The organism is Paenibacillus sp. Y568, assembly GCF_059445545.1.
In genome coordinates this window covers 233,092-259,862 of record NZ_JCAIUM010000002.1, presented here as the reverse complement: position 1 = coordinate 259,862, position 26,771 = coordinate 233,092, and the positions used below count along the sequence as shown (strand labels likewise).

Annotated in this window: 24 protein-coding genes; 9 read left to right on the top strand and 15 right to left on the bottom strand. The window is 39.7% G+C overall.

What is annotated here, in order from left to right:
• Positions 1–10: 10 nt before the first annotated feature.
• The 11 genes from AC1D7X_RS04285 to AC1D7X_RS04235 form a co-directional block, all read right to left on the bottom strand.
• Positions 11–640 (bottom strand): NUDIX hydrolase, encoded by a 630-nt coding sequence (locus tag AC1D7X_RS04285; RefSeq protein ID WP_495456153.1) that lies wholly within the window; start codon positions 638–640, stop codon positions 11–13.
• Positions 641–937: 297 nt separating this feature from the next.
• Positions 938–1,318, bottom strand: coding sequence for a DivIVA domain-containing protein (locus tag AC1D7X_RS04280; RefSeq protein ID WP_495456154.1), 381 nt, complete (start codon positions 1,316–1,318; stop codon positions 938–940).
• Positions 1,319–1,768: 450 nt separating this feature from the next.
• Complete coding sequence (locus tag AC1D7X_RS04275) at positions 1,769–2,770, bottom strand: Gfo/Idh/MocA family protein (RefSeq protein ID WP_495456156.1); 1,002 nt, start codon at positions 2,768–2,770, stop codon at positions 1,769–1,771.
• A 27-nt stretch (positions 2,771–2,797) separates the two neighbouring features.
• Positions 2,798–3,157: a replication termination protein gene (locus AC1D7X_RS04270; protein WP_495456157.1), complete on the bottom strand. Its 360-nt coding sequence runs from the start codon at positions 3,155–3,157 to the stop codon at positions 2,798–2,800.
• 313 nt (positions 3,158–3,470) lie between these two features.
• Complete coding sequence (locus AC1D7X_RS04265) at positions 3,471–4,634, bottom strand: acyltransferase (RefSeq protein ID WP_495456158.1); 1,164 nt, start codon at positions 4,632–4,634, stop codon at positions 3,471–3,473.
• A gap of 13 nt (positions 4,635–4,647) precedes the next feature.
• Positions 4,648–5,178 carry a GNAT family N-acetyltransferase gene (locus AC1D7X_RS04260; protein ID WP_495474697.1) on the bottom strand — a complete coding sequence of 177 codons (531 nt, stop codon included), beginning with the start codon at positions 5,176–5,178 and terminating at the stop codon, positions 4,648–4,650.
• 215 nt (positions 5,179–5,393) lie between these two features.
• A complete protein-coding gene (locus AC1D7X_RS04255) occupies positions 5,394–5,939 on the bottom strand; it encodes a general stress protein (protein ID WP_495456160.1) in 546 nt (181 codons plus the stop codon).
• Between the two features lie 148 nt (positions 5,940–6,087).
• Positions 6,088–8,601 (bottom strand): ATP-dependent helicase HrpB, encoded by a 2,514-nt coding sequence (gene hrpB / locus AC1D7X_RS04250; RefSeq protein ID WP_495456161.1) that lies wholly within the window; start codon positions 8,599–8,601, stop codon positions 6,088–6,090.
• A gap of 219 nt (positions 8,602–8,820) precedes the next feature.
• A complete protein-coding gene (locus AC1D7X_RS04245) occupies positions 8,821–9,627 on the bottom strand; it encodes an SDR family oxidoreductase (RefSeq protein ID WP_495456162.1) in 807 nt (268 codons plus the stop codon).
• A 168-nt stretch (positions 9,628–9,795) separates the two neighbouring features.
• Complete coding sequence (locus tag AC1D7X_RS04240; protein WP_495456163.1) at positions 9,796–10,581, bottom strand: hypothetical protein; 786 nt, start codon at positions 10,579–10,581, stop codon at positions 9,796–9,798.
• Positions 10,582–11,065: 484 nt separating this feature from the next.
• Positions 11,066–11,905: a hypothetical protein gene (locus AC1D7X_RS04235; RefSeq protein ID WP_495456164.1), complete on the bottom strand. Its 840-nt coding sequence runs from the start codon at positions 11,903–11,905 to the stop codon at positions 11,066–11,068.
• 741 nt (positions 11,906–12,646) lie between these two features.
• On the opposite strand from AC1D7X_RS04235, the gene AC1D7X_RS04230 reads away from it, so the two are divergent.
• The 4 genes from AC1D7X_RS04230 (at position 12,647) to AC1D7X_RS04215 (ending at position 15,474) form a co-directional block, all read left to right on the top strand.
• Positions 12,647–12,886 carry a hypothetical protein gene (locus AC1D7X_RS04230; RefSeq protein WP_495456165.1) on the top strand — a complete coding sequence of 80 codons (240 nt, stop codon included), beginning with the start codon at positions 12,647–12,649 and terminating at the stop codon, positions 12,884–12,886.
• A 415-nt stretch (positions 12,887–13,301) separates the two neighbouring features.
• A complete protein-coding gene (locus AC1D7X_RS04225) occupies positions 13,302–13,868 on the top strand; it encodes a DUF1700 domain-containing protein (RefSeq protein ID WP_495474696.1) in 567 nt (188 codons plus the stop codon).
• Complete coding sequence (locus tag AC1D7X_RS04220; protein ID WP_495456167.1) at positions 13,865–14,725, top strand: DUF4097 family beta strand repeat-containing protein; 861 nt, start codon at positions 13,865–13,867, stop codon at positions 14,723–14,725. The genes AC1D7X_RS04225 and AC1D7X_RS04220 overlap by 4 nt, the downstream gene beginning before the upstream one ends.
• Positions 14,726–14,847: 122 nt before the next feature.
• On the top strand, positions 14,848–15,474 hold the full coding sequence (locus AC1D7X_RS04215) for an FMN-dependent NADH-azoreductase (RefSeq protein ID WP_495456168.1): 627 nt from the start codon (positions 14,848–14,850) through the stop codon (positions 15,472–15,474).
• A gap of 71 nt (positions 15,475–15,545) precedes the next feature.
• Here AC1D7X_RS04215 and rsgA read toward each other — a convergent pair whose 3' ends face one another.
• Together rsgA and AC1D7X_RS04205 are read right to left on the bottom strand one after the other, a co-directional pair.
• Positions 15,546–16,319 carry a ribosome small subunit-dependent GTPase A gene (gene rsgA, locus AC1D7X_RS04210; protein WP_495474773.1) on the bottom strand — a complete coding sequence of 258 codons (774 nt, stop codon included), beginning with the start codon at positions 16,317–16,319 and terminating at the stop codon, positions 15,546–15,548.
• A gap of 585 nt (positions 16,320–16,904) precedes the next feature.
• Positions 16,905–17,573, bottom strand: a complete 669-nt coding sequence (locus tag AC1D7X_RS04205) for an HAD family hydrolase (protein WP_495456170.1) — start codon at positions 17,571–17,573, stop codon at positions 16,905–16,907.
• Positions 17,574–17,779: 206 nt separating this feature from the next.
• Here AC1D7X_RS04205 and AC1D7X_RS04200 point away from each other — a divergent pair, with 206 nt between their 5' ends.
• Positions 17,780–18,790: a YpdA family putative bacillithiol disulfide reductase gene (locus AC1D7X_RS04200; RefSeq protein WP_495456382.1), complete on the top strand. Its 1,011-nt coding sequence runs from the start codon at positions 17,780–17,782 to the stop codon at positions 18,788–18,790.
• Between the two features lie 21 nt (positions 18,791–18,811).
• Positions 18,812–19,255: a DUF441 domain-containing protein gene (locus AC1D7X_RS04195; RefSeq protein WP_495456171.1), complete on the top strand. Its 444-nt coding sequence runs from the start codon at positions 18,812–18,814 to the stop codon at positions 19,253–19,255.
• Positions 19,256–19,456: 201 nt separating this feature from the next.
• Here the strand turns inward: AC1D7X_RS04195 and AC1D7X_RS04190 are convergent, their stop codons facing one another.
• Positions 19,457–21,205, bottom strand: a complete 1,749-nt coding sequence (locus AC1D7X_RS04190; RefSeq protein WP_495456172.1) for an ABC transporter ATP-binding protein — start codon at positions 21,203–21,205, stop codon at positions 19,457–19,459.
• Between the two features lie 216 nt (positions 21,206–21,421).
• On the opposite strand from AC1D7X_RS04190, the gene AC1D7X_RS04185 reads away from it, so the two are divergent.
• The gene (locus AC1D7X_RS04185) at positions 21,422–21,937 is read left to right on the top strand and encodes an ADP-heptose synthase (RefSeq protein WP_495456173.1); all 516 of its coding nucleotides are present in this window, start codon (positions 21,422–21,424) and stop codon (positions 21,935–21,937) included.
• Positions 21,938–22,057: 120 nt separating this feature from the next.
• Here the strand turns inward: AC1D7X_RS04185 and AC1D7X_RS04180 are convergent, their stop codons facing one another.
• Positions 22,058–22,357: a HesB/YadR/YfhF family protein gene (locus AC1D7X_RS04180; RefSeq protein ID WP_495456174.1), complete on the bottom strand. Its 300-nt coding sequence runs from the start codon at positions 22,355–22,357 to the stop codon at positions 22,058–22,060.
• A 480-nt stretch (positions 22,358–22,837) separates the two neighbouring features.
• Between AC1D7X_RS04180 and AC1D7X_RS04175 the strand changes: the two genes are divergently transcribed.
• Positions 22,838–24,595, top strand: coding sequence for an ABC transporter ATP-binding protein (locus AC1D7X_RS04175; protein WP_495474695.1), 1,758 nt, complete (start codon positions 22,838–22,840; stop codon positions 24,593–24,595).
• Between the two features lie 48 nt (positions 24,596–24,643).
• The gene (locus tag AC1D7X_RS04170; RefSeq protein WP_495474772.1) at positions 24,644–26,653 is read left to right on the top strand and encodes an ABC transporter ATP-binding protein; all 2,010 of its coding nucleotides are present in this window, start codon (positions 24,644–24,646) and stop codon (positions 26,651–26,653) included.
• Positions 26,654–26,771 lie beyond the last annotated feature (118 nt).

The following is a 26,771-nucleotide window of genomic DNA, read 5'->3' as shown; positions in this document are numbered from 1 at the left end:
ATAAACCTACTCATAAGCTCTGAATTTCACTTATAATCAAGTCATAATAAGCTTTCGGATGTGGAACGAAATCGCTTATGGTGACAGCCTTTTTCTCTTCGTACCGTTCTCCCGTACTCTTATTCAGTGAGATCCCTTCTGCTAATACTGAATCTATCTCTCCTTGAATAAGCTGTTGGAAATGATGGATCGGAATGAAGTAGAGACCCGAAACCTCACTTGTCTGAAATTCATATTCAGATACATCCCTAGAACATTCATAGGTATACACATGACAAAATTCACGATCAATCAGAGTCTCTGTTATCGTATTATCCTCAATAAAGATGCCACATGAACGTAAATCAGGATATAAGACGTCAAGTCCAAGTTCTTCTTTCAGCTCTCTTAATCCATCCACAGCACTCTCCCCAGTTAACAAATGACCGGCACAAGAAATATCAAGTAGATTAGGATAGGTATCTTTCTCAGCATCACGTAATTGAAACAATAGGCTTGGACCATGTCCTCTAATATCTCTATACACCCAACAATGGAATGTTTGATGCCATAAACCTTGAAGATGTGCCTCCTGCCGACTCGCAGTTCCTATCCTTTCCATCCTATCATTGAAAATATCGAAAGTTTCATATAAAGACATAAGCTTCTCCTTATTTATGCGAATTCCAATCACGGACTAGAGTCTAGATATAGCCCGATTCATCCCATCATAGCAGAATAGGATCAAACATCCATACTTTAAAATACATATAGCTAAAAAGCCCTTCTCTCACAAGGTTATAACGAAGCCCTTTTGATGATAGTGGACCATTGGAACGCTGGCTGCGTTCCCGAGTTACCGAGTTACATTAACGGGAAATCTTCCTGTTAAAGCAAATAACTATATTTACCTATTTAAACCCAACTGGCTTCTTAAACTAATAAAAAGACATCCAGTTTAATCAATAAAGAAATCCTGTTCAGGTCGGATCTTGAGTTTTAATTGCTTAATATTATGTTCCAAATTTATTATTACGTCATCTAATTGCTTAGGATCTATAGTGTGTGTCATAACAGGCTCTGGTTTGATTCCGGCTTTTAACTCACGCATCACGATTTGCTGTTCCTGCCATTTATCCATTAAGTCAGCAATCGTAGCATAGAATCGTTCATAATCTTTAATCACTTCGTCTAGAAAGGAGTCCACTTCATCAGGATCATACCCTCTAAGTTTATTACTGAACACTTTTTCATGTATTGAAAGAGCATCCAAATGAATTCCTAATTGACTAAAAAGTTTCTTTTGTTTGTCTAGTCTGCGTTGCATATGCTCATCCAATGAGAATACCCCCTATGATTATACTATCTAAGTTGTGTTTGAATGTGTAATTATAATGGCACCTTTTAAATTATATATCATTTTCACGTTCAAGTAGAAACTGTCCTTTCTTTTTGGAAGAACATCATTACCATATACCATGTACTGTGTCGAGCACACTCCTAGACAAAACAACTCCGAGGATCGTCCAATCGAAGAAGAAGTAATAACCCCTCCTCCATCCGGTGCAGGAGAGAAACGCCAGCATAATAAAGGTAAATTCGATGACGCTGATGTTTGGGAACATGTTGAAGAGTATGGAACTTCTAATTCACCCGCTATGGCATCTAAAGGAGATGTGAAGGATTATCAAGAAGGAATGTAACTTATGAATGCAACTTATGAAAACCCCGTATTCCAGAAACAATCTGGAATCGGGGCTTTATATATTTTACAACTTGTTCAGTTAAATTACAATTTCACTCTTAGTGAGGTTCTTGCTGAATGTAAGCAGGCATCAATCACTTTCATATTGTTCACTGCATCAGCTGGAGAATAAGGTAGAGGAATGTCATCAAGGACAGCATCTGCAAATGCATCAGCCTCTAAGGTAAATGAATTCATTACCCCACCTCTCTCTTCCCGAGTTCCTTCACTTGTATGTACTAGAATCTGAGGAGGTTCATTCGTTCTCTCCCAACCAAAAGCATTAGGAAGTTCAATGCTACCTTCGGTACCCAAGACTTCATAATAGCAACGCGAGAACGCCCATAATCCACAATCAAAAGTCAAAGCGATAGAACCCGGGAATTCCAACATTCCACTTGCCATCATATCGACATCATCGTGTTCTGGTGAGAAGAAGGCATGTACAGTTGCAGCTGTAGGTTCTTGCCCTAAGATCATGCGTGCCATCGAAATGGGGTAACATCCCACATCATAAATGGAACCTCCGCCCATGGACTTCTTGTATCGAACATTCTGAAGATCATCTGAATGATTACAAGTAAAGTTAGCATGTAGCGCTCTAATCTCCCCAATTTCGCCACTTGCAATAATCTCTTTGACTCTTGCATGTTTGGGATGATATCGATACATGAACGCTTCAGCGAAGATCACTCCTTCACGTTGACATACATCCACCATTTCAGCAGCTTCATGCGCGTTTAAGGCCACTGGCTTCTCACATAATATGTGTTTTCCGGCTTTGGCTGCAGCGATCGTCCATTCTTTATGTAAATGATTAGGCAAGGGAATATAGACCGCATCAACATCCTCATCGGCTAGTAACTCTTCATAGGTTCCATAAGAACGTTGAATATTAAATTCTACAGCGACGTCAGCTGCTTTATCCGCATCTCTGCTAGCAATAGCGATGATCTCTCCACGTTCAGATTGATGAATGCCAGGCATAACAGCAGATCGTGCAATACTAGATGTGCTTAGAATGCCCCAACGAAGTTTTCTGTTCATGTTGATCTCACCCTCCCCTACAACACATTAATAGTTATCGTTTGCTGCTTTATTTAGTATCCCAAGGCAACGATCCAGATCCATCTTGACCTGTTTCTTATACAACTCTGCTTTCTCTGCACCATCGTCAGTAAAGTGATACAATACAATCTCTTGAAAATCAACCCGTGGGTCATTTCCCTTCAACTGCTTCGTTCGGTATAATACCCCTTCTTGTACTAATTCATGGAGCGCACGGTAAATTTCACTTTGTGGTGGAGAATAACCATAGTTACTAAACTCTTTTCGCATTTCCTCTAGCATTTGGTAACCATATACTCGTTTCTGTTCAACCATCGTGATCAGGTATACTTTGATAAATGCTCGCTGGGCAATCATGAATGCCATGGATAAGTTCCCCTTTCTTATTTCCTTCATTAACCAATACAATCTCATTATAAACAACTATTTTCCAAATTGCACAATATGATTTATTCATGGATTATCCAATTGAACATGCATTCCAATGAGTATAACAACGTTGATGTTGAGAGAATAGAAATAGCAACTAGGAACACTTTTCCATTTTATTATTATGAATTATTCATATGTTGTGTTATTCACCTAATTAGTTACACAAAAGGACCGATTCAAATCTCCATCTAACGGAAATTGGGAATCAGTCTCTTTATATGTTTTATATGATTTTGCTTTACTTTATTTATTTCAATGAGGTCTGTACCTTCTTTTTGTTTCTAAGAGGCACTCCTCCTACCCATTTGCCAAAAGGAACCCTTGATACCAACAACATCACAAGATAAGAGAACAATACACAAATGACATAAGACATGAATGTTCTAACAATAACTGGCCAGTGAGCAAATAACGCAGCATCGAATCGATAACTTACTCTTAACATGAGCGCATGGGCTAAGTAAGCTCCGTAGGAATATTTTCCTATGGACAGTAGCAATTGATTACTTCGTATTCCGCCACGCTCATTCATCTTCATCGCCAAGTGATAGAATACACAAATGGAACTCACTAAAAAGATGACGATTAGAGGTCTTAATAAATTCACGGCGTTAAAGGTAATCGCAAGTCCATTCGCTGTTTGGAAGCTCTCTACGACGATATATGTATAGTACCCGAAAAAGAGGATAAAGCAGCTTACATAGAGCTTTTTCCCTTTACGAATCCATTCTCTCCATAGATCTGGGCGAAGTCCAGCGCAAGCGCCTAGAACGAAATAAAAGAAGAAAAACAAGAAATTACGATCCACATATTTTGTAAACATAGCTGTAATCACAGGGATCTGAAAGTTAGCCATGAGATCACCCATTGTAAAAATATTATCCGTAAGCCATATAAATACCAGCCCTAAACAAAGAAGGATGCCTACATATGCCCTCGGTCGAATCATAGTTCTCACTTTTAAAATCAAATAACGAAATACTGGAAATAACAAATAGAATTGAAAGATCATAACGACGTACCACAGATGATAACTTGTCTTCCCCGTAAACAACATCAGTATCCATTTCCAACCTTGCTGAATGAATCCTTCTGTCCAACCGTAGTTGAGTGAAAAATAGATCAAAGACCAGAAGATGTATGGAACGATAATATCACTCAGTCTTTTTTTCAAGAATGTCAAATAGTTAAAATGACCTTCGTAGTTGTAGAACAACACCATCCCAGTAATAAAAATAAATACGGGTACCGCAAACTTGGCCATCATGATCCATAATGTCATAAGAACACCATCTTGAAGCCCAATTCCTTGGACAACCGAATAATGGGCAACACTATGCTGTAATGCCACAGCTAGAAAGGCCATTCCACGCAACAGTTCTATTTCAGTAATTCTTTCTTTATGTGCCATTAAACTCTCCTATTTATAACGATTTAACACTACTCATATCTTTATGTAAGACATATCTTTCATTCTCCACATCACCTTGATCCAGAATCTCTACGAGATGGAATCCACATTTATTGATGTAATAGTTATGATTTCTCTTAGAGAAACCTGGAGTTTCTGCCATCCACTTCTTAGTATGAGGATACCTTCTTTCAATGGCTCCCCAGATTAGTCCTCCTACCCCCATATTCTGAACAGATGAATCGATAAATATATTATCTAGGTAATTATCCCCATTATCATTAAGACATATGATATATGCCCCAATAAGTTCTCCGTGTAATCGAATTTTAAACGCTTCACTCGATGATTTAAGGGCCAATTTTCTTAGAAGTTCACCATTATTATATCCTTTTGGACCATCCGTCCGACCTTCTCCGAGATGAATCCGAGCATCCTCATCAAATGCCCTAGTCATAATTACGGTTAACGCTTCAATGTCTTCCTCTTCTATGATACTGAATGTTAGATCGTTCATATCACTTTTACTCATATCAATCGACATTTCAATAACTCCTTCAGCTTTCGAGATAAATTAGATGCTCTAATATACTTTTAATAAGTATATATTTTTATCTTACTCTCTGATGTTAAAAATAAATAGCTCTAGCCCACAGTTGATTCTTGAGAATGAGATACCGCCATCATTCTACCTTTAAGAATCTTCCATGGGCTAGCATTAGTTTAAATTATATGATTTCACTTTTTCAAAACGATCTATTACACATATGGTTTATATGGTGGTGTACTTACTCGATCATTTAATTGAGAATCATAGCGATTGGCATTAAGTGAACGACCTTCACGGAATACGTTATATACATCCGTTCCAGGTCCTTCCGCATCTACAAGCACTAGAATCTTCCCATTATTAACATAGGACTCATATTCACTAGCCTCATCTTCAGGAATACCTAGGCCCACTAATCCTCCAACTAATCCACCTGCTCCCGCACCCACTGCTAATCCAGTTAACGTAGCAGCAATAGGACCTGCAGCTAGAATCGGCCCAATGCCAGGGATCGCCAATGCTCCTATACCTGCAAGAAGTCCAGCTACACCTCCAAGTACCCCTCCTGTTGCAGCACCCGCAGCCACGCCTTCAGGAGCCTTCGTTCCGGTGTCTTCCGATATATGTCTTAAATCTTCTCTATCTTTTGTAATTACTGAGATGTGGTCAATCCCAATCCCTTGACTTTTCAAATTTTCAATGGCTCTAGAAGCTTCTTGTTCTGTATCAAACACACCAACAATTTTCTTATCCATTATTAAATCCTCCTTCAAGATACTGGGTAATAGTGACTCATTCTATACTTACCCCCATCTCTACTAAAGTAAACAGATCCATTATTCGATGTGATTAACTTCTATATTGAATTGAGATATCCCTGCGATATCTTCCTTAAACCTCTAGCTACTTCTGGGGTCTTACTCGATGCGTAGGAGTCGCCTCTAATGGTTTATCTGGCCAATAATGCTTAGGATACCGCCCTTTAAGATCCTTCTTTACCTCGAAGTAAGCTCCTCCCCAGAAACTGGCTAGATCTGACGTCACCTGTACTGGGCGTTGAGCGGGTGATAATAAGTGGAGTGTGATAGGTACCCTTCCGCCTCCAATGCGAGGCGTATCTTGCAAGCCGAACATTTCCTGCAGCTTCACAGCAACCTTCGGCTGATCAGAATCACTATAATCAATTGGAATACGAGATCCACTTGGAACTGTCATATGAGTTGGAGCTTTGTTATCTAAATCCCTTCGTTGATCCCAGGTTAGAAGATTCTGTTCGATGATAGTTGTCAATGGAAGGCGTTGAAGATCGCTCCTATTCTTCATGCCATAAGTAGAAATCAATAGCCAATCCTTCATTGTTGCTAGCAGCGCTTCATCGGTCATACTTGGCCAATCCGTTGGTGTGATGGAATGCATAAATTGAAGACGTTGTCGTAATTGGGTGGATGCTTTATTCCATGGCAATAGTTGCAAACCTTCCTGCCTTACTCCTTCAAGTAAAGCATCAGCAACGACTTCCTCTGGTGGCTTAGGAATGATTTTTTCTTGGAGTAGTATGGCACCTAATAACCATCTACGTCGAGCCTTAACACCCATTAAATCATGATCCCATAAGATCATATCTTTTTCTTGAATAACTTCCTCTTGATACTGAAACAATGAAGTTTCCGTTAGTGAAGCCGCCAGGAGTAATCTGCCTTCCGTTCCACGATCATCGACCATGGCCGCCACGATAAATGCTGATCGACTCAGAGGCTGAAGCACAGACATCTCTACTCCACGTCCACTTGACAACAGAAATCTTCCATCACCTCGTGCTTGCCCAATGCGATCTGGATAGGCAAATGACAAGAGAACACCACACATATTTATCTGTTGTTCAGTAGAACCATCTACGATGTTCACACTCGTCTGTAATTTACGTGTCTCCTGAATAATGCGATGCATGGCCGCCACATCTAGTGTCGGATCATCCACGTTTGGCATTCCTTGATTCTCCCATAGCATCAATTGCTCCATTCTAGTAGAAATATCGCAATCATTGGAGGCTCTACTCCCTTTGAAAATATCTCGCTCCTGTAGAAACGCTGCAAGTCTACATGCTAATTCACCCAAGCCAAGGGGAATACCCTTCAGAATCATATGGGCCAATCGTGGATGCATTCCCACATTAGCCATTTGCTGGCCATGAGAAGTTATACGCCCACTCTGATCCAAGGCACCGAGCTTTTGTAATAGATCAACAGCTTGCCCAAACGCCATATCAGATGGTGTATCCATCCAACGTAATTCCTTCGGATCTTGTACTCCCCATGCAGCAATCTCTAGCGCTAATGATGAGAGATCACTCATCAGAATCTCAGGTGTGTGCGTACTCTGAAGGGCATCATGCTCTTGCTGGCTCCACAACCTATAACAATACCCCGAATCCGTACGTCCTGCCCTGCCTCTTCGTTGATCTGCGGATGCCTTAGACACTTTAACCGTCGTTAAATGAGCCATACCACTTCTTGAGGATAAGACTTGCGTTCTCATCAGACCGCTATCGACTACAATACGTACACCCTCCATTGTTAAGCTTGTCTCAGCAATAGAGGTAGCCAGCACGATTTTGCGACGTCCATCAGGTTCCATTCGGATCGCTTCTGTCTGTTCAGATAACGTTAACTGCCCATATAGTGTCCTTACTACCGTTTGATCAGGTAATGACAGCACTTCTAGTTCCCGCTTTACCTTTCGAATCTCTCCTACGCCGGGTAGAAAAGCTAGAATATTCCCTTCGTGACTGCTCAAAGCTTGTCTAATAACAGATGACATGGCCTTCTCCATCGGGACATGAGCTGGATTAGGAACATAGACTGTATCTACTGAGAATTGGCGCCCTACACAATGAATGATAGGGGCATCGTGAAGCAAAGATGCGACCGGAGCTGCATCCATCGTCGCTGACATGATTAGAATACGTAAATCTTCTCTCAGCATGGCTTGTGATTCCAAAGCTAGTGCCAGACCAAGATCCCCCTGTATATTCCGTTCGTGAAATTCATCAAAGATGAGAATGCCTACATCTGATAATTCCTGATCATGCTGCAACATCCGTGTTAAAATCCCTTCCGTTACTACCTCAATCCGTGTTGATTTCCCGACTTTACTATCCATTCTTACACGATAGCCAACGCTCTCTCCTACTCGCTCTCCGAGTTGAGATGCCATGAAATGGGCGGCTGAACGTGCTGCCAATCTTCGTGGCTCAAGCATCATTATCTTTTTACCCTTAAGCCAAGGTACACTGAGCAATGCTAATGGCACACAGGTTGTCTTCCCTGCGCCTGGTTCTGCAATAAGAACCGCTGCAGAGCTTTGACTTAAATGTTCTTTTAGCTGGGGTAATATCTTATTTATAGGTAATTCATGCATTTATATCTTCTCCAAATGAAAGCCTTAGCGGATTCCTTAATGATGAGTCTTGCCTATTATATAGCGAAGGACCATCCAATATCTATAGATACCTATGTAAAAAGAAAGTAGAATCCATTCGTGGAGCGTTCTCTCAGAATGCCTACACACAAAAAAAGGGATGACCCTAGTCAGTCATTTTCATGACTTTTGGGACATCCCCTTTTGAACATATGAAGATTAGCACAATAACGATTCTGCACCATCAATAATAATCTGTGCTCCCGTGATATGACATGCTTCTTTGGAGGCTAGAAAACTGACCAAATCAGCCACTTGTTCTGGATCTCCAGGACCATCTGCTAACGGCTGACTTCCCTCTGGAAATTGCACGGGGATAATAATATCCTTTAGTTTATCCGTCTTTTCTGTGCTCTGATCAATGTTCGTTGAGATGGAACCTGGACAGATCGCATTCACACGAATCTTATACCGTGCAAGCTCTAATGCTGCCATTTTGGTGAATGCTACTTGACCTGCCTTGGAAGTACTATAAGCGGACATCCCAAAACTTGAGAATGTACGGTTACCATTAATAGAGCTAGTGATGATAACACTCCCTCCATTTTTCTTGAGATGAGGAATCGTATATTTAAGTGTTAAAAAAGTCCCGTTTAAATTAACGTTTAACGTCTGCTGCCAATCCTCAAATTTCATCTCTTCAATCGGTGAGAGAACCCCATTAATTCCTGCATTAGCGAAAACAATATCGACACTCCCGAATAATTCAACTGTCTCAAGGACCGCCTTCTCTACGCGAGCAGCATCAGAAGTATCAACATCGAATGCTCTTGCAGCGCCCTCCCGAATACGATTGATTTCTACTTCCGTATCTGATGTACGATCGTTAAGAAGATCGAATAAGGCCACACTTGCGCCTTGCTGAGCCAATTTAATCGCAGTTGCTTTCCCTATACCGGAACCTGCACCTGTTACAATAGCTGTCTGTCCTTCGAAACGATTCGAGTTTATTTGTTCCTGGCTCATATTGACCTCTCCTTTTAATGTACTTGTAACTCAGATTACCCCAAACTATGGGTTACTTAATCACTTGTATGAAGAATTTTTTTTGGTGCAGACAACATCACAAAAAGCCGTACCTCTTTCCTTAATGAAAGAACGTACGACTCTTAAAAATCATATCTTCAATTTTGTTTACCATTCAAATTCTAAGAAAGCTGCCTCTTCTATTAATCCACCCGTGTGTGGTGCATCAAATAAAATCTGGATTTGCTCATCAGGTAGTCGCTCATGAATTGGATCTAAATCATGAAGTCCGTCGGTATACAACTGAAGTCTCATCGGCATACCATACTCTAGTCGGCTTTGATAAACGTGGGGCTGCCCACCCAAAGGTCCTTCAGACATTGACCACCGGTCTTCCTTAAGCATCGTACCCTTAAAGTACTGACTTACTTCAAGATCATTTCGCCAGTACCTTAGACGGGTATCCCCTTGCCAACCCATCCATATTCTCCCTGTAGGTTGTGAGACCGTGGGTAATTCTATTCGACCACATATGTACATCGTACTACTATCCAACTGTTGTTGTTCTCCCTCAACCATCCTCAATGGATTAGTGGGGTGATACAACTCTTTCATGACCATAACGGGGATATATTCCATATACGATATAAAGCCCTTGGAAGACCAGTCATCCGTCGAATCTAGCCAATCTAATAACGTATTCCCTAAATAACGTGCAGCCAATCCCTCTTGATTGCTCTGTTCTATTCCATTACATATAACAAAATTGCAAATATCACCTTTCATATGTATACCTATGAAATCATGCCCGAATTCCCCTTGGATGGCTGTCTTCCTTGCCCTTCCATAACCATACCGACATGTAAGTAAACCTGGATACGATGAAATGTTTTGATCCTTATCCTGTGAACTTATGTAACGAAACAATTCCACCATTTCAGGGTTTGTGATCATTCTTACGTCCTACCCCCTTATCGACGAGATCGCCGTAATTGTATGCATAATAAAGAATCTTTCTATCAATATAACTCATCAAACCTAACCATTAATCTATTATGTTTAAAAGAAAGAAATCAATCACAATACGTTAGGTCCAAGGACATCTACATCATCTTCAATCAGATGAGATGTGTTCTAAAGCAAATTTAGAATCCACAAACCTCCAAGGTTTCGGATGTGAGGCTGTAGCCATAAGTAGTATTGCCCGTCTACAGCGAGTATATGATCCTTCACCACATCGGTTAGAAGACATCCCTCATGACACCCAGCAAACGTTAGCATAGTCAATAGAGGATTAGAACTCACTTTGTCTTCATGATCAAATCTAAACAGAATAGAAGAATTACGAATAGGACCCATTCTGAATAATTAGAACATCATTCAACAATCCTGTATTTGCGCCGAGACCATCCGGTTGAATGGATATACACATGGCTTATCACCCCAGATCAGATTGTGAAGACTGTTGTAACCACTTAAGTAACGTATCCTGAAAATCCTTCCTGCTCATAGGACTAGCAATCAACCAATCCTGGTCAGATTCAACACTTTGGCGAATCAGCCAATTGATAGAATCATTCATTAGGAATGCTAATTGCTGTGTTTCCCATTCTTCCCCAGTCCAGATGGATAAATGAAATTCACCTTCAGCAGAACGATGTCTTAGACACTGTGCTAATAGACTCGAACCTTCAATATCATCGGATGCTTCTGCAAGCTTTTGGATTAATACGTCCACGTCAGAACTTTGAGATTGCTCGTAAATTTCATTAAACTGTTGTTGTGAGAACATTAAGGCAGGCATATCAGACTGTAAATCATCTAACATATCAAATTTATCTATTATTTTATGACACGCCTCTCCAATATCCCCACAATCATCCAATTTATAGTATTTTCTATGATGATCATGATCATGATCATTACATACTTGAACAAGTCGTTCATTCGTTACATGAAGATAAATTTCCTTGGTATTCTTACCATCACTGTACTTGAACCAACAAGTCCGTTCTGCCAAACATGCAATAGCTACCCGTGAAAAAACAATGGGTGGTATAGAGAACTTATTTTCATTCTCATCCTTAATTAAATAACCCTTGTCCAATAGAGATATCTGAGCTTTTTTCCATTCTTCAGCTAATTCTTCAGCAACATATCCTTGATAAGGATTTTCCACACCAAGTAAATGGTCTGAACCAATAATCCCTGCTAAGAAGAAAAACTCTTTATTATCAAGTATAATTGAATCTCGCTTAGAAGTATGAATCGAGAACATTATGACCCTCCTTCCTACAAACTACAACATGCCATTGGGAGCAAATTGTAAATTTATATTTTACTTAGACCATTTCGCTTTATATGGAATTGCGGCTTTTTTCCTAGTAAACACTCTTATTACATAGTAATCATGTCCCCTTACAAAAGAGGTTACCATCAAACATCGTCATAGATTCTATGAAAAAGAGGCCTTACAGGATGCATATTAATAGAGTGACTTAGGTCATTCGCATCATGACGATTATCAATATATAGCACATAATATTGTTATATTTAAATCTCAACGCTCCTTATAGAAACCTTCGCACAGCAAATCTACTCCTTCAAAGATATGCATTCGAAATAGCCCAAAGCCATTTAATCATTATCAATAACACAACCATAGCTAAACATAAGCTGCAATTATTGACTCAGAATCAAAAAAAAGCCTTCTAGGCATCATTTTCAAAGCAAAATGGAAAAGTGAACAAATATATGTGGGGTGAGCTTTCTTGTTTAAATGTAACATTCATCTAAAAGCCAGTCAATTTGCGCGATATGTTTACATAAAAACTGTTACATTCCAACAAAATCAGGGTATATAAATGAGGGTACATACACTTCTTAATGGCCATTTCGTTCACAACTTAGACTAAATCTAGTACTATTTTAGAATTCTTAACTATTTATAATCTATTTTTAAGCTAATTTTAAGAAAGAATTACTACAATAGGTTTATGAAAGGAATGGGGTGATTTCAATGACCATGTTAATTAACTTTCAAAACAAGTTAGTGCCCGTGTATTTTAGTACAGAAAACAAGCAACCTGTTCAAAAGACATTAAGACTCCTAAGCTCCACTCTTGATCTAAAAATTCAAAATGGAAAACGAGCATTAAAAAAATGTTTGGACTCTCTCATAAGCATCGAAATCGTCGGATCAGAAGCTATTTTACACAGTAAGAGCGAGGATGACACATTGGCGTTATCTCTTTATTAGAATAATATAGCAGTGAAGACGTTAAAAAGGACAATTCCATTGAACTAGGAGGTGTCCTTTTTAATGTCTTGAGTTCAAGTTACCCTCTATCATCCTTCATTTACCCCAATCTATTGTTGATTTTTCCTGAAATACGACTCTTCTTCCTTCTGAGCTTTATAAATTCTAATCTTAAATAGTTGTAATAATGTGTATATATCGATTTGTTGACATGCCTTATCACTCCTTTTTATATGACATAGATATGGATTGAATATTTACCATTATTTGCTTCCATATATTGCTTTAATCAGCACTCCATAATATAATTTACTCATTAGCTAGTAGTTATTGATCAGTACTACTCTAGAAATAGTACTAATCATAAATGATAAAGGATTCTTGTTATCCCATTTGATTAAGGAAGGAACTGAGCATGAATAAGAAACAATTTCTATTTATATTACACAACCATCTAACTCCTATGAAAGATGAAGAAAGGAAAGAATTAATAGCGGATTATGAGACCCATTTCAGCGATGGTATGCAGAGTGGGAAAACGGAAGAACAAATAGCACATGAACTAGGAGATCCATTTGAACTCGTCAAAGAAATTCTCGGTGATAGCTTTACGATACAGGACCCTTATATCAATACAATGACTACGAAAAAGCCTGTATCTGTCACACGTAATATTTTTGTGTATATTGGATTAATCTTCATCAATATTGTGATCATCCCTCTATTCATTGGTCTGTGGTCTGGATGGTTAGGGTTATGTGCTGGATCATTAGCTGCTTTAGTTAGCCCTCTCCTCCTCATTCCTGAATACCTAATTAATCATGAGTTCTCTATATCTAAGTTATTTGCTACGATTGTGGGTATGGGTGTGGGACTATGGTTATGGATAGCCGTTATGTTTACTTTTAGAGGATTAAAATTCGTAACGAAAACATTTATTCATTGGAATAGCACAATTTCTAAAGGGGGCCGTTATTCATGAAGAAGAACACACTTCGCCTTGCTCTAGGCGGGTTAATTCTTATTATAATAGGAGTTATCGGGATGTCATCTAATAAATTCAACTTTGGTGATGATCTTACCGAGTATCATCAGAAGTGGAATTTTGAAACCGGTACATTAAGTCATCTCGTTATAAATAGCGAATACGATACGGATATAGAATTTATTCATAGCAGCGATGGAACACAATCCATTGAGATACAAGCTGCACTTGATGATAATACGATTGAGCAACTGGAACAGATCCGCCTTGAGAATGGAAAATTAGAAATCAATATGATTGATGATTCGATTCATTTCATCAGTGTATCGTTTAGATCCCATAAAGTGCACTTGACTGTTTCTTTACCTAAGGAGAATCCACTTACAGATGTTAACGTCGATTTCAATTCAAGTAATGGCACAGTCTCTAATCTGACTGCACAGAACGTTGATCTTACAGCAAGCTCGGGTAATTTGACACTTCAATCTATTATCGCTAAGCAACTTAAAATTGACTTACATTCAGGGAACTTGACCGGAACTGATATTCAAAGTGATACAACAGCTTCTGTTAGATCAGGTAATACCAAATTCATTAATTATTCCGGTATCGGAAATTTCAGCGCGCAATCAGGCAACATTAAATTAGTACAGAAAGGTCCATCTTCTTTAGAACTGTCTTCTAAATCTGGTAATGTAACTGTAACTCCTGATCCTAACTTCAAGGGTTCCTTCGATCTAATTACTAAATCAGGTAGTGTTCATTCACCTGAATCTTTAAGAGAATCTAATGACTTGATTAAGGTTCGTACGAACTCTGGTAATATCAAGGTTACCGCAAACAAATCTGAATAATCTTCATTATTAACCAGAAGATTCGACAAATAATCAAAAACTTTGACAAATACTATTCACCTGTTGTACTATACTATTTATAGCAAGTAATAATTGTATAGTGAAAAGGGGATTTATACATCATGGCAAACGTCTTATTCGTAAAAGCAAATAATCGTCCTATCGAACAATCCGTAAGTGTAAAGTTGTATCATACTTTCTTGGATAGCTACAAAGAATCTCACCCTAACGATGAAATCGTAGAACTTGATCTATTTGCAGAGAACCTGCCTTACTATGATAATACGATCATTACAGGTATCTATAAAGAAGCTCAAGGTATTGAAGCAACTCCAGAAGAACAACAAGCAGCTGCAACCGTTTCTAAATATTTAACTCAGTTCCTGGAGTCAGACAAAGTCGTATTTGCTTTCCCATTGTGGAATATGACTGTTCCTGCTGTACTTCATACGTATATTGATTATTTGAGCCAAGCAGGTAAAACCTTCAAATATACAGCCAATGGTGTTGTTGGTCTCGTTACCGACAAAAAAGTGGCACTACTTAACGCAAGTGGTGGCGTTTACTCTGAAGGTCCAGCAGCTAGTGCTGAAATGGCCGTTAATTTCGTTAGAAACAATATGAATCTATACGGAGTACAAGATCTTACTACTATCATTATCGAAGGACACAACCAATCTCCAGATCAAGCAGCAAGTATTGTTGAAACGGGTTTGAAACAAGCTTCTGAAGCAGCACTAAGTTTCTAATATTCATTTCATAAGATAAGACCCTCACCAATGACGGATATATCCATCATTGGTGAGGGTCTTATTTATTTTTAATCTTCCGCATTCCTTAACCAATCAGAACCTCTCCGACGCGTCTCATATGATTTGGTGACTCTAATATTCACCTTATTTCGAGATTTTGCTTCCTTTTGTGCTTGAAATTTGAGTTCACGAAGTGTTTTCCGATAATTCATTAGTCGTTTCTCTCCGATCTCACCATTTGCTACAGCTTTTAGAACAGCGCATCCTGCTTCTTTTTCATGACGACAATCCGTGAATCTACAGGTTGCTCCTATCTCTTCAATATCCGCAAATGTTAGGGATACTCCACCCTCATCTTCCCATAACTTCAGTTCTCTCATCCCAGGTGTGTCAATCATGACAGCGCCTTGTGGGAGTATAAACAATTCTCTATGCGTCGTCGTGTGGCGTCCTCTACTATCACCTTCTCGTACTTCCTGTGTACGTTGCAAAGTTTCACCCGACAGCCAATTAATAAGGGTAGATTTACCACAACCAGAGGATCCTGTTAATGCGACCGTAGCACCCTGTGTAAGGTAAGGGGTTAAGTCTTCAAATCCCTGATTCTCAAGTGCACTTACAACATGTACGGGGACGCCGATAGCTGCTTCTTGTAATAGACGTAATCGTTCATCCACATCCTGGCACAAATCCGCCTTGCTGAGCAGAATAACAGGATTCACCCCACTATTCCATGCCATGATGAGATATCTCTCAATCCTTCTGACATTGAAGTCGTCGTTTAGGGCACATACCAGAAACAATGTATCCACATTAGCGGCTATAATCTGTTCATGGGTCACAAATCCAGCAGCTTGGCGGGAGATACACGTCTTTCTATCTAATATACCGTGTATAATAACTCTCTCCTCACCTTCCAGTATGTCCGAAGTCACCTACGATACGTGCCAGAGTAACATCCTTTATACCTATTGTAATCCATTGTTTTTCCCAATATTCATTCCAACCTAACATGTTTAAATCCATCGTTCGTTTCCTCCTAATTTTGTATAGCATTATTGATTGATCGTTGTTACGAGCATATAAAAAAAGCCACCGGAATTTTCTCCCGGCGGCAACTAGATGAAAGAGATCACACCTATCTTAGATCAGGTATTCGTTCTCTTCTTCTCATGACACATCAAAAAACCGCAGGAACCATAACGGTCCCCACGGTTTAGAATGAATCTGAAATATGATTACAAGTGTATAATCATTATCTTCAACTTCTAATATTACCCGTTGTAATGGAGACCGTCCAATAAGCCATATTTTGTTTGTTGGATTGTTCGTTATAAATATAGGCCATTGTCATCATCTCCCTTTCCTGTTATATATTGAAATAATAAGCGCTGACGAATACTCTTGTCAAGTATCCATGTATTACGTTATATAATGTCCATTAATTCGTTTAATTGATCAATCGTTCTCCAAGGTTTGAACCCCCATGACTCGTCCCAATTATGGTTCCGACGTAACCATATACCACGAATACCCACTTGATACGCTCCCCAAATATCATTCCTTGGGTGATCCCCAATAAAGATTGTATTCTCAGCTGCTACGCCCATCCGATCTAAGGCTAATTCATAGATCCTCGGATCCGGTTTGCTCATCCCTGTATCTTCGGACACGATCACCGTATGGAACTGTTCTCCTAATTGTAATAGACTCATCTTCTCATATTGAATGTCATGCGGACCATTAGTCATAATAGCTAACAGATAACCACGACGTTGACAGTGGGCTATCGTCTCTTCTACATACTTCATTTTACTTGCGTGAGTCATATAGTGTTTGTTGTAATAAGCTTCTATCTCATGTGCTGTGAGGGGATCCTTCCAAGGTAGACAATCAACCATTTCCTCAAAAAATGATTGCTTATCCCGATATCCATCTGCATCTCTAATCTTCAAATCTGCAATAATCTCATCTTGTACTTGCTGGTCTAAGTGTCCTAAATGTTCATTTAAAAATTGTTCTGTGTATTTATGAAACGTCATATCACGGTCCATTAGTGTATTATCTAGATCAAAAATAATTGCTTTTATATCCAAGTAAATCGCTCCCTATTCAGATCATATCCATTAAATCTTCTCGCTTTCGCATAAACCCTCTTTAAGCATAACATATTATATGTAGAACCTTTATTACGTTAACTAAATTCGAGAATCCAAGGCATACATTGACCTTGTGCTGTTATTTCTCCTACATTTCTGGCATTCAACACCTATTTGCGGTAGAATTATAATGTTTGAGTAACATAGCTCAGTATCAACTAAGGAGGTTCATCATGCAAGATGTCATCATTATTGGAGCTGGTCCCTGTGGACTTTCAGCTGCTATAGAATGTAATCGTCGTGGGCTATCCACACACATTATTGAAAAGCACCATATTGTACGTTCCATATATCTATACCCTACATATATGCAGTTCTTCAGCACAGCGGAGCTACTAGAAATAGGGGATATTCCTTTTGCGACACCTAACGATAAACCTTTCCGTCATGAGGCACTTTCCTATTATCGTAAAGTTGCTGCCCATTACAATCTGAACATTACTTCGTATGAAGAAGCCGTCTCTATTGAACGCCATGAGAACGGGTTATTTACCGTTCATACCAAAGATAGACGTGGCCAGGAACTACATCATGATGCCAAATATGTCGTCATTGCAACAGGCTATTTCGATCATCCTAATTATATTGGTATTCCTGGTGAAGATTTACCTAAAGTAACTCACTACTTCCGTGAAGCACATCCTTATACGGGCACGAAAGTGGCCATCATCGGTGGAAGCAATTCGGCTATTGATGCAGCTATGGAACTGGTCCGCGTAGGCGCTGAGGTGACCATTGTCTACCGTGGTAAGACGGTATCTAATAATATCAAACCATGGGTTCGCCCTGTATTTGAGAATATGGTTACCAAAGGAAATGTTACCCTTCATTTAGATTCCAGAGTGACTGAGATTAGAGAAGATGCTGTTATCGTAACGACGAACGATGGAGAGGAATCCATCGTAGATAATGATTTTGTTCTTGCGCTGACTGGATTTCATCCTGATCGACAATTACTCGCATCCTCTGGCGTCCAACTAGGCGGAGATATGGAGAAACCAGTCTTTAACCCTGATACCATGGAAAGCTCCGTTCCTGGACTTTATGTGGCAGGTGTTATCGCGTCAGGCAGTAATGCCAATGAAGTATTTATTGAAACAGGTCGTGTCCACGGACGTCTGATTGCTGAACATATCCAAAGTGCACAGCATTAGAATAAAGGAGCTGATCCGTTCATGGATATCACATCACTTATCCTTTTAGGTATGGCTGGTCTAGGCATCATAGGTAACAATTCACCTGTCACTATTGCTATGATCGTACTTCTGTTGTTGCGGGTTACCCGCTTCACGCAAGTATTTCCATGGTTAGAGAAGTATGGATTAACCGTTGGAATTATCATCCTGACCATAGGTGTCATGTCTCCTCTTGCTAGTGGTAGTATGAGCCTTTCCACCATTTCAAGTTCCTTCCTACATTGGCAATCATTACTCGCTGTAGGAATAGGGATGTTAGTAGCCTATTTGGGCGGACGAGGTGCGACACTGATGGGCAGTAACCCCACCATCGTTGCAGGGTTGCTCGTTGGGACCGTACTCGGAGTCGCCCTCTTTCGTGGTGTTCCCGTCGGGCCGCTTATTGCTGCAGGCATCCTATCTCTATTGATCGGCAAATCCTAGAAGGATTCATCTGTACAAGCATAAACGGCTTCGCTGTCCTTTAGCGGCGATGAAACGTTTAGCGTTGAAATATAATCCTATGTATAAGCAGAAATACTTATAAATTCTTATATTTTTAAGAAAAGGGAGTGTACCAGAAGCCGTTAAAATCGGCTGTGGACACTCCCTTTTTTCTTTTAACGATATCGAATAAGAGAACCATTAACTTTCTAAATGCTGAACATTGTACAATCGTGCATAACTTCCGTCCAATTCCATTAAGTCATGATGCGTACCCCGTTCGGTAATACTTCCATTCTCTAGAACAACTATAGTATCTGCGTGAGTAATGGTGGACAATCGATGTGCCACAATAAGCGTTGTACGGTTCGATGATAGTGACTGCAAGGACTGCTGAATCAAATGTTCAGACTCCAAATCCAACGCTGAGGTCGCTTCATCCAATACAAGAATATCGGGATCCTTCAGGAACACACGTGCAATAGCCAAGCGTTGTTTCTGACCCCCTGATAATTTAACCCCACGTTCTCCAACCTCTGTGTCATAACCCTTAGGTAAGTTCGTAATAAACTCATGCGCATTGGCTGCAATAGCTGCAGATATGACAGCCTCATCATCCGCATCTGGATTACCTAATAGAATATTCTCTTTCACAGATCCACTAAACAAAAAGTTATCTTGAAGTACCATTCCTACCTTACCACGTAAACTTTCTTGCGTTATATCTCGAACATCCATGCCATTCACCAATATGCTACCCTTTTGAATGTCATAGAATCGGGGAATAAGACTGATCAATGAGGATTTCCCACCCCCACTCATACCGACGAAGGCGACGGTCTCTCCTGCTCTAATATCTAAGTTGATATCTTGTAGTATCCAATCATTCTGCTCATTATACTTAAACCATACATGATCAAACGTAATTTGTTTAGCATGACCCTCTAATACCTTGGCATTTGGAGCATCCACAATATCATAAGGTTCATCCATCAATTCCATTACTCTTTCCATAGACGCTGACGCCTGAGTTAATACCGTCGATGAATTAATTAATCGTCTTAATGGAGCATATAAACGGTCTAAATAGGCAAAGAATGCAACAAAGGTACCAATTGATAGATTGCCATGAATGACTTGATAACCTCCATACCCGATGACCAGAATCGGTGAGATGTCTGTAATGGTATTAATGATCGCAAATGTGATCGCATTCCACCGTGTCTGAGCCAATGCCTTATTAAGAAAATTACCATTTGTACCTTCAAATTTATTCTGATCATACTTTTCTAATGTAAAACTACGTATGACAGATATTCCTTGAATTCGTTCATGTAAATAAGATTGAATCCCAGCTAATGCTTGCGATCGATCTTTTGTTAGTTTTTTTAACCTTTTATACAAAATCTTGACTGCAATAGCGTACAGAGGAAGCATCGCAATTGCGACCAGAGCTAACATAGGATTCATAGAGAAAATGATGATTAATACGAATACCAGCGTAAACATGTCTAACCAAATATTCATCATTCCGACTTCAACAATATTCTTAGTCTGTTCCACATCGTTAATGAATCGTGATATCGCTTCGCCAACCTTTGTATTCTGATAATATTTCAGGGATAACCTTTGTAAATGGGCATACAATCTATTGCGTATATCATATAAAATACGATTCGTGATGAGTTGGGCGAAATACTGACGATAATATTCAACCGGTCCTCTAATGACAACAAACAAAATTAGGGTTCCCCCAAGAATAAGCATCAGTTGCGACATTTTTTCTTGAAGACTTAATGTGTTTTCAATTAATAAATCATCTACGACATATTTCATAATCATTGGCAATGTCAGAGGGATTGTGAATTTCACCATTCCAATAATTAGGGTAACAATTATTAATTTCATATAGGGCTTGATGAATTTAAAATAGGCTTTCCAGTGTTTCAATACCTGCACTTCCCCTTTCGATCGGACAACACAAAGGCTGCTGCCCAGTCACTTCTATTATGTATTTCTAAGGTCCATTGCATCCGACAAGTAGAATGGCAATGCTGTCCTTTTTCAAAGGCAGCATCCATTTTAAAAAAATAAAAGATCTTAAAAAGTTGACTTTTCCCTTCTATAATGGTTTTATAACTTCATGTCAGAATCAGGAGGAATACCATGCCCAGACCATTAATTATAGAAGCGGTCATGGTCGCTATCTATGGTGAGTTGCTACAGCCATCCGTACCCGTTGAATATATTGTTCCTTATACAAGCATTCTTGAATTGTACGAACTTCAGAGCACTCCAGAAATTATCATGAGTAATTTAGATCAAGACCAACACGTCAAACAACAAATGAAGCATTTAACGACGTATCTTGAAGAGCCGCTTAATCGCAAAAAAATTGAGCGTGCCTTACAAATTCCATGGGCCAAAAGCGCTTCAATCCCTCTAGGGGATTCGATAGTATTTACAATCGTTAATGCTGTTGATACCGAGGTGTACGGAGAAGATTTCGATCCCATTGAAACAGAACTTCTCTTAATTGCTCAACGATTACAGATGCCAATTCTTACGGATCAGATCGATTTCATTCAACGAATTATTGAAGGCGGTATGCCTATTCAAGTCTTTGAAATGGATGATTTTCAGTACGCTATAGAGCAGAACATCTCTACGAATCTCCCATAATCACGATTCTAGTTTAGTATCAACCCAAGTTATATACACAATCAAAAACTCCTTTCCTTACAGAAAGGAGTTTTTGTATATTGACTAATCATTATAAATATTGTTAAGAGGGCTTACGTATTAATCTTGAATTTCTTCATAAACATAATCAATATCATCTTGTACTTCTACATAATTAACGACCAGATCATATCCTTTAAGATACCACAAATCTTGCTCTTCTAAGAAGAAACGAATTCCTTCAACATCTTGGGCTAAGATATCTTGACTATGTCCCTCAACAGAGATACCTAGCGAGAAACCTGGATGTAGCCCTCCTCCGGAACTGTAACGCGGAAAGAAACGAACTGCATCACCTTTGTTCAAATTTAGTTCTCTTATATACCAACGAGCTGCTTCTGCACTCATTCGAATATTCATGAATCTCAACTCCTTCACATCATCTATATATTCCTGTTTGTGTCTTTCTATCATACCTGAACCTTCGCCAAAAATACATACAGCGACGAAACATCCACAAAAAACAATTGACAATCTTATTCACATGATGATAATATTCTGCCATACGAGATTAACAAAATTTGTTAAGAAAGGGTGAGTAAAGTGTTCAATACAGCGTTTAGAGGGTTTCATTACAATATGCCATATCTACCTCAACAACTACAACTGAATACTGGAGTAACCCTGCTGATGGATTCAATCTAGGTAACGATAAACCGTTTCTTAGAATCTTTGAATTGAATATCCAATTTTAGCGGCGGTTGCTCAACAACCGTACGCATGATAAGTTAGCATTTCTAAGACATATCGTCCGTTCACGGATGGTGTGTCTTTTTTCATGTTGTTGTCATGGATAATGAGTTCATTAGCAGGTTCAACTTGTGAGAGGAAGTGATTATTTTGTTTTCAGTATTAAAAAAGCTAGGATGGTTTTTCCGTCAAGAAAGAAAGCGTTACCTCGTCGGTATGATCTTGCTCATCATATGTGGGATGGGTGAATTGTTACCTCCGCGTTTACTGGGAAATGCGATTGATGATATTGTTTCAGGCTCCATTACGGGTCCTTCACTCATTCGTTATATCTTATCCATCATTGTCATTCTGGCTGTAATTTACATTATTACTTACATATGGATGCACAGATTATTTGGAGGTGCCAACCTGATCGAGCGATTGCTTCGTTCACGCTATATGAATCATTTGCTTGGTATGACACCTCCATTCTTCGAGCGAAATCGCACAGGTGATCTAATGGCGAGAGCAACCAATGACCTTCGGTCTGTTGCTGCGACGGCTGGCTTCGGTATTTTAGTTATGACCGATTCAACGATTTACTTGCTCAGTATTCTGTTTGCCATGGGGTTCATCATTAGCTGGAAATTAACGTTAGCAGCGATCATCCCCCTTCCATTTATCGCACTCGCGATGAAGATTTATGGAAAGATCATTCACGAACGGTACTCCTTAGCACAAGACGCCTTTGGTGATATGAATGACCAAGTGCTTGAGTCCGTTGCCGGTGTACGTGTTATTCGTGCCTATGTTCAAGAACGATCCGACCAGCAACGGTTTAAGACCATAACAGATGATGTATATCGCAAAAATATGAATGTAGCTAAGGTTGATGCCTTTTTCGAACCCACCATTCGTCTTTGCGTAGGACTGAGTTATATCATTGGACTTACCTTTGGTATATACCTTGTATTTAAGAATCAAATCACCCTTGGGGATCTCGTATCTTTTAACATGTACCTTGGGATGATGATCTGGCCTATGTTCGCCATTGGAGAACTCATTAATATTATGCAACGCGGTAGCGCTTCACTGGATCGTGTAGACGAAGTATTAAACGTTCAGCCGGATATTCAAGATGTCGCTCAACCTACTTCGGTCGCTGATCCACGAAGTATCGAGCTTCGCGATGTAACATTCCGTTACCCTACATCAACCGTTGACAATCTGAAAAATATTCAATTAACACTTCAAAAGGGGCAGACACTCGGTGTAGTTGGACGTACCGGAAGTGGTAAATCTACGCTACTTAAGCAACTTCTTCACGAATATCCAACGGGCGATGGAGATCTTCTCATCTCAGGTATCTCGATTAAACAGATCGCTAAGGATGAACTCCATAGTTGGATAGGATATGTTCCGCAAGAACAAATATTGTTCTCTAAGACGGTTCGTCAGAATATTCAGTATGGATTAAGAGATGCGAATGACGATGTCATTATGGATGCTATAGCAACCGCCGCATTTGATAAAGACCTGACTACATTATCTGATGGACTAGACACCCTTGTTGGTGAAAAGGGTATTGCCCTATCAGGTGGTCAGAAGCAACGTGTTGCATTAGCAAGAGCATTCATCGGAAATCCTGAAATCCTCATTCTGGATGATGCCTTATCTGCAGTCGATGCAAGAACAGAAGCTCGAATTATTGAGAACATTCGACTGAAACGTGCCGGTAAAACGACACTTATCTCTACTCACCGTTTATCCGCCGTAGAACATGCGGATTGGATTGTTGTACTGGAAGAAGGAATGATCCTTGAAGAAGGTACACACGAAGAGCTTATTGCTCACGGAGGTTGGTATTTAGAACAATATGAACGACAACAAGTGGAGAACAAACTTACCACTGAGGAGGTGTCCTAATTGAACGTAGGAAAGCGCTTATTCCAGTACGCATTAACAGCTAAAGGAATGTTCATTGCCGCGATTATTACATTATGTATTGGTGTAGCGGCTGAACTTGGGGGTCCATTTATAGCCAAGGCTATGATTGATAACCATATGCTAGGTATTGAGCAACCCTTTTATGAGACCGATTCACCCACATCCGTTGGTGTAGTACCTTATGAAGATCGTTTATTAAAACGAGGCGATCGATTTACTGAGAACGAAATAAAAGGTCAAGAAGTACGTATTCTTCAAAAAGGGAAAAGCTTTTATTTCATTGATCAAGCAGTCGAATCCATTGAAGGAAAACGAACATATGCCGATGGACAATTGACGATTACAAAAGGATCTGTACAGAATACTTATCCTGCCAAAACATTAACCGTTGATCAAATATTCGATTTCTACAAGCCAGAAATCCCAGGCATTATGAAGCTTGTTGGATTGTATCTCATCTTATTACTAGTCACTATCTTCACTGAATTCGGCAAAACGTATTGGCTGCAGTCATCTGCTAACAAAGTCATTCAGAAGCTGCGAACAGATGTCTATGCTCACATTCAACGACTGCCGGTTCATTTCTTTGATAACTTACCTGCAGGTAAAGTAGTCTCTAGAATTACTAATGATACAGAAGCCGTAAAGGATTTATTCGTAGCCGTCCTTGCTAATTTCAGTTCTGGGATCGTCTATATTACAGGGATATATGTTGCACTATTTCTTCTTGATGTACGACTTGGACTTGTATGCCTGTTCGTTGTACCTATATTAATCGTATGGATTATTCTATATCGCAAATTCGCAACGAAATATAATACGATTATACGGTCGCGCCTTAGCGAGATTAATGCCATCATTAATGAATCTATTCAAGGAATGTCTATTATTCGTGTCTTTCGACGTCAGCAACAAACGAAGGATGAATTCGAAGCCTTAAATCAGGATTATATGAAGTATCAGAACAAGATGCTTAACTTAAACTCTTGGACTACACATAACTTGGTTAACGTACTTCGTAGCTTTTCATTCGCTGTACTATTAGCTTATTTCGGATTTGGTTCACTCAATGGTTCAACGGCTGTGTCTCTTGGTGTACTCTATGCCTTTGTCGATGTTCTTGGTCGACTCTTCCAGCCCATCACCGGTATGGTGAACCAACTTGCCGCACTTGATTCTTCCATGGTATCTGCAGGAAGAGTATTTGAATTAATGGATGAACCCGGCGAAGACGTGACCGATGGCCAAATGCCTCGTTATAAGGGAAACGTGGAATTCAAAGATGTGTCTTTCGCGTACAAAAAGGACTATGTGCTGAAAAAAATCTCTTTTGAAGCTAAACAAGGTCAGACGGTTGCGCTAGTGGGACACACGGGTTCAGGTAAGAGCTCCATCATCAATTTATTGTTCCGATTCTATGATCCACAGAAAGGTTCAATCACCATTGATGGTCAAGAAGTGACGGATATCCCTAAGCAGTGGTTACGCCATCACATGGGAATCGTCTTACAGGACCCCTACCTTTTCACAGGTACTGTGGCATCCAACGTCAGTCTTGGTGATGATAAAATAACACGTGAACAAATTGAGAAAGCTTTATGTGATGTAGGTGCAGAACGTATTCTTGCTCACTTGCCCAAAGGTTTTGACGAACCTGTCGTTGAGAAAGGTAGCACATTATCCGCGGGTCAACGTCAACTTATATCGTTTGCTCGCGCACTAGCCTATGATCCAGCAATTCTCATTCTTGATGAGGCCACGGCTAACATTGATACGGAGACAGAAAGTCTTATTCAATCCGCTCTAGAGGTTCTCAAAAAAGGCCGTACGACATTCATTATTGCACACCGTCTCTCCACCATCCGAAGTGCAGACCAAATTCTAGTACTGCATCGCGGGGAGATTGTCGAACGAGGTAGCCATGACGAACTCATGCAGATCGGCGGACGATACTTCCAGTTATATCAACTGCAACAAGGGAATACTCTGGAATCGCCTACAGTATCTGAGCGTGTTGAAGTACTCTCTTCGCAATAAGGTCAACCCATACCTGGTGGAGTCGTATAAATAATATACAGGTAATAACGAATTTCATTTCATGAAAAATAAGAAAGATCCTCATGGCCGATAGTTGGCGTGAGGATCTTTCTGTTAC

Coding starts and splice junctions, on each gene's coding strand:
- AC1D7X_RS04185 (WP_495456173.1), top strand. CDS start 21,422: ATGCCCAGACCATTAATTATAGAAGCGGTCATGGTCGCTATCTATGGT.
- AC1D7X_RS04265 (WP_495456158.1), bottom strand. CDS start 4,634: ATGGCACATAAAGAAAGAATTACTGAAATAGAACTGTTGCGTGGAATG.
- AC1D7X_RS04195 (WP_495456171.1), top strand. CDS start 18,812: ATGGATATCACATCACTTATCCTTTTAGGTATGGCTGGTCTAGGCATC.
- AC1D7X_RS04170 (WP_495474772.1), top strand. CDS start 24,644: ATGTTCATTGCCGCGATTATTACATTATGTATTGGTGTAGCGGCTGAA.
- AC1D7X_RS04215 (WP_495456168.1), top strand. CDS start 14,848: ATGGCAAACGTCTTATTCGTAAAAGCAAATAATCGTCCTATCGAACAA.
- AC1D7X_RS04255 (WP_495456160.1), bottom strand. CDS start 5,939: ATGGATAAGAAAATTGTTGGTGTGTTTGATACAGAACAAGAAGCTTCT.
- AC1D7X_RS04225 (WP_495474696.1), top strand. CDS start 13,302: ATGAATAAGAAACAATTTCTATTTATATTACACAACCATCTAACTCCT.
- AC1D7X_RS04180 (WP_495456174.1), bottom strand. CDS start 22,357: ATGAATATTCGAATGAGTGCAGAAGCAGCTCGTTGGTATATAAGAGAA.
- AC1D7X_RS04285 (WP_495456153.1), bottom strand. CDS start 640: ATGTCTTTATATGAAACTTTCGATATTTTCAATGATAGGATGGAAAGG.
- AC1D7X_RS04245 (WP_495456162.1), bottom strand. CDS start 9,627: ATGAGCCAGGAACAAATAAACTCGAATCGTTTCGAAGGACAGACAGCT.
- AC1D7X_RS04220 (WP_495456167.1), top strand. CDS start 13,865: ATGAAGAAGAACACACTTCGCCTTGCTCTAGGCGGGTTAATTCTTATT.
- AC1D7X_RS04260 (WP_495474697.1), bottom strand. CDS start 5,178: ATGTCGATTGATATGAGTAAAAGTGATATGAACGATCTAACATTCAGT.
- AC1D7X_RS04240 (WP_495456163.1), bottom strand. CDS start 10,581: ATGATCACAAACCCTGAAATGGTGGAATTGTTTCGTTACATAAGTTCA.
- hrpB (WP_495456161.1), bottom strand. CDS start 8,601: ATGCATGAATTACCTATAAATAAGATATTACCCCAGCTAAAAGAACAT.
- AC1D7X_RS04235 (WP_495456164.1), bottom strand. CDS start 11,905: ATGTTCTCGATTCATACTTCTAAGCGAGATTCAATTATACTTGATAAT.
- AC1D7X_RS04230 (WP_495456165.1), top strand. CDS start 12,647: ATGACCATGTTAATTAACTTTCAAAACAAGTTAGTGCCCGTGTATTTT.
- AC1D7X_RS04270 (WP_495456157.1), bottom strand. CDS start 3,157: ATGGCATTCATGATTGCCCAGCGAGCATTTATCAAAGTATACCTGATC.
- AC1D7X_RS04275 (WP_495456156.1), bottom strand. CDS start 2,770: ATGAACAGAAAACTTCGTTGGGGCATTCTAAGCACATCTAGTATTGCA.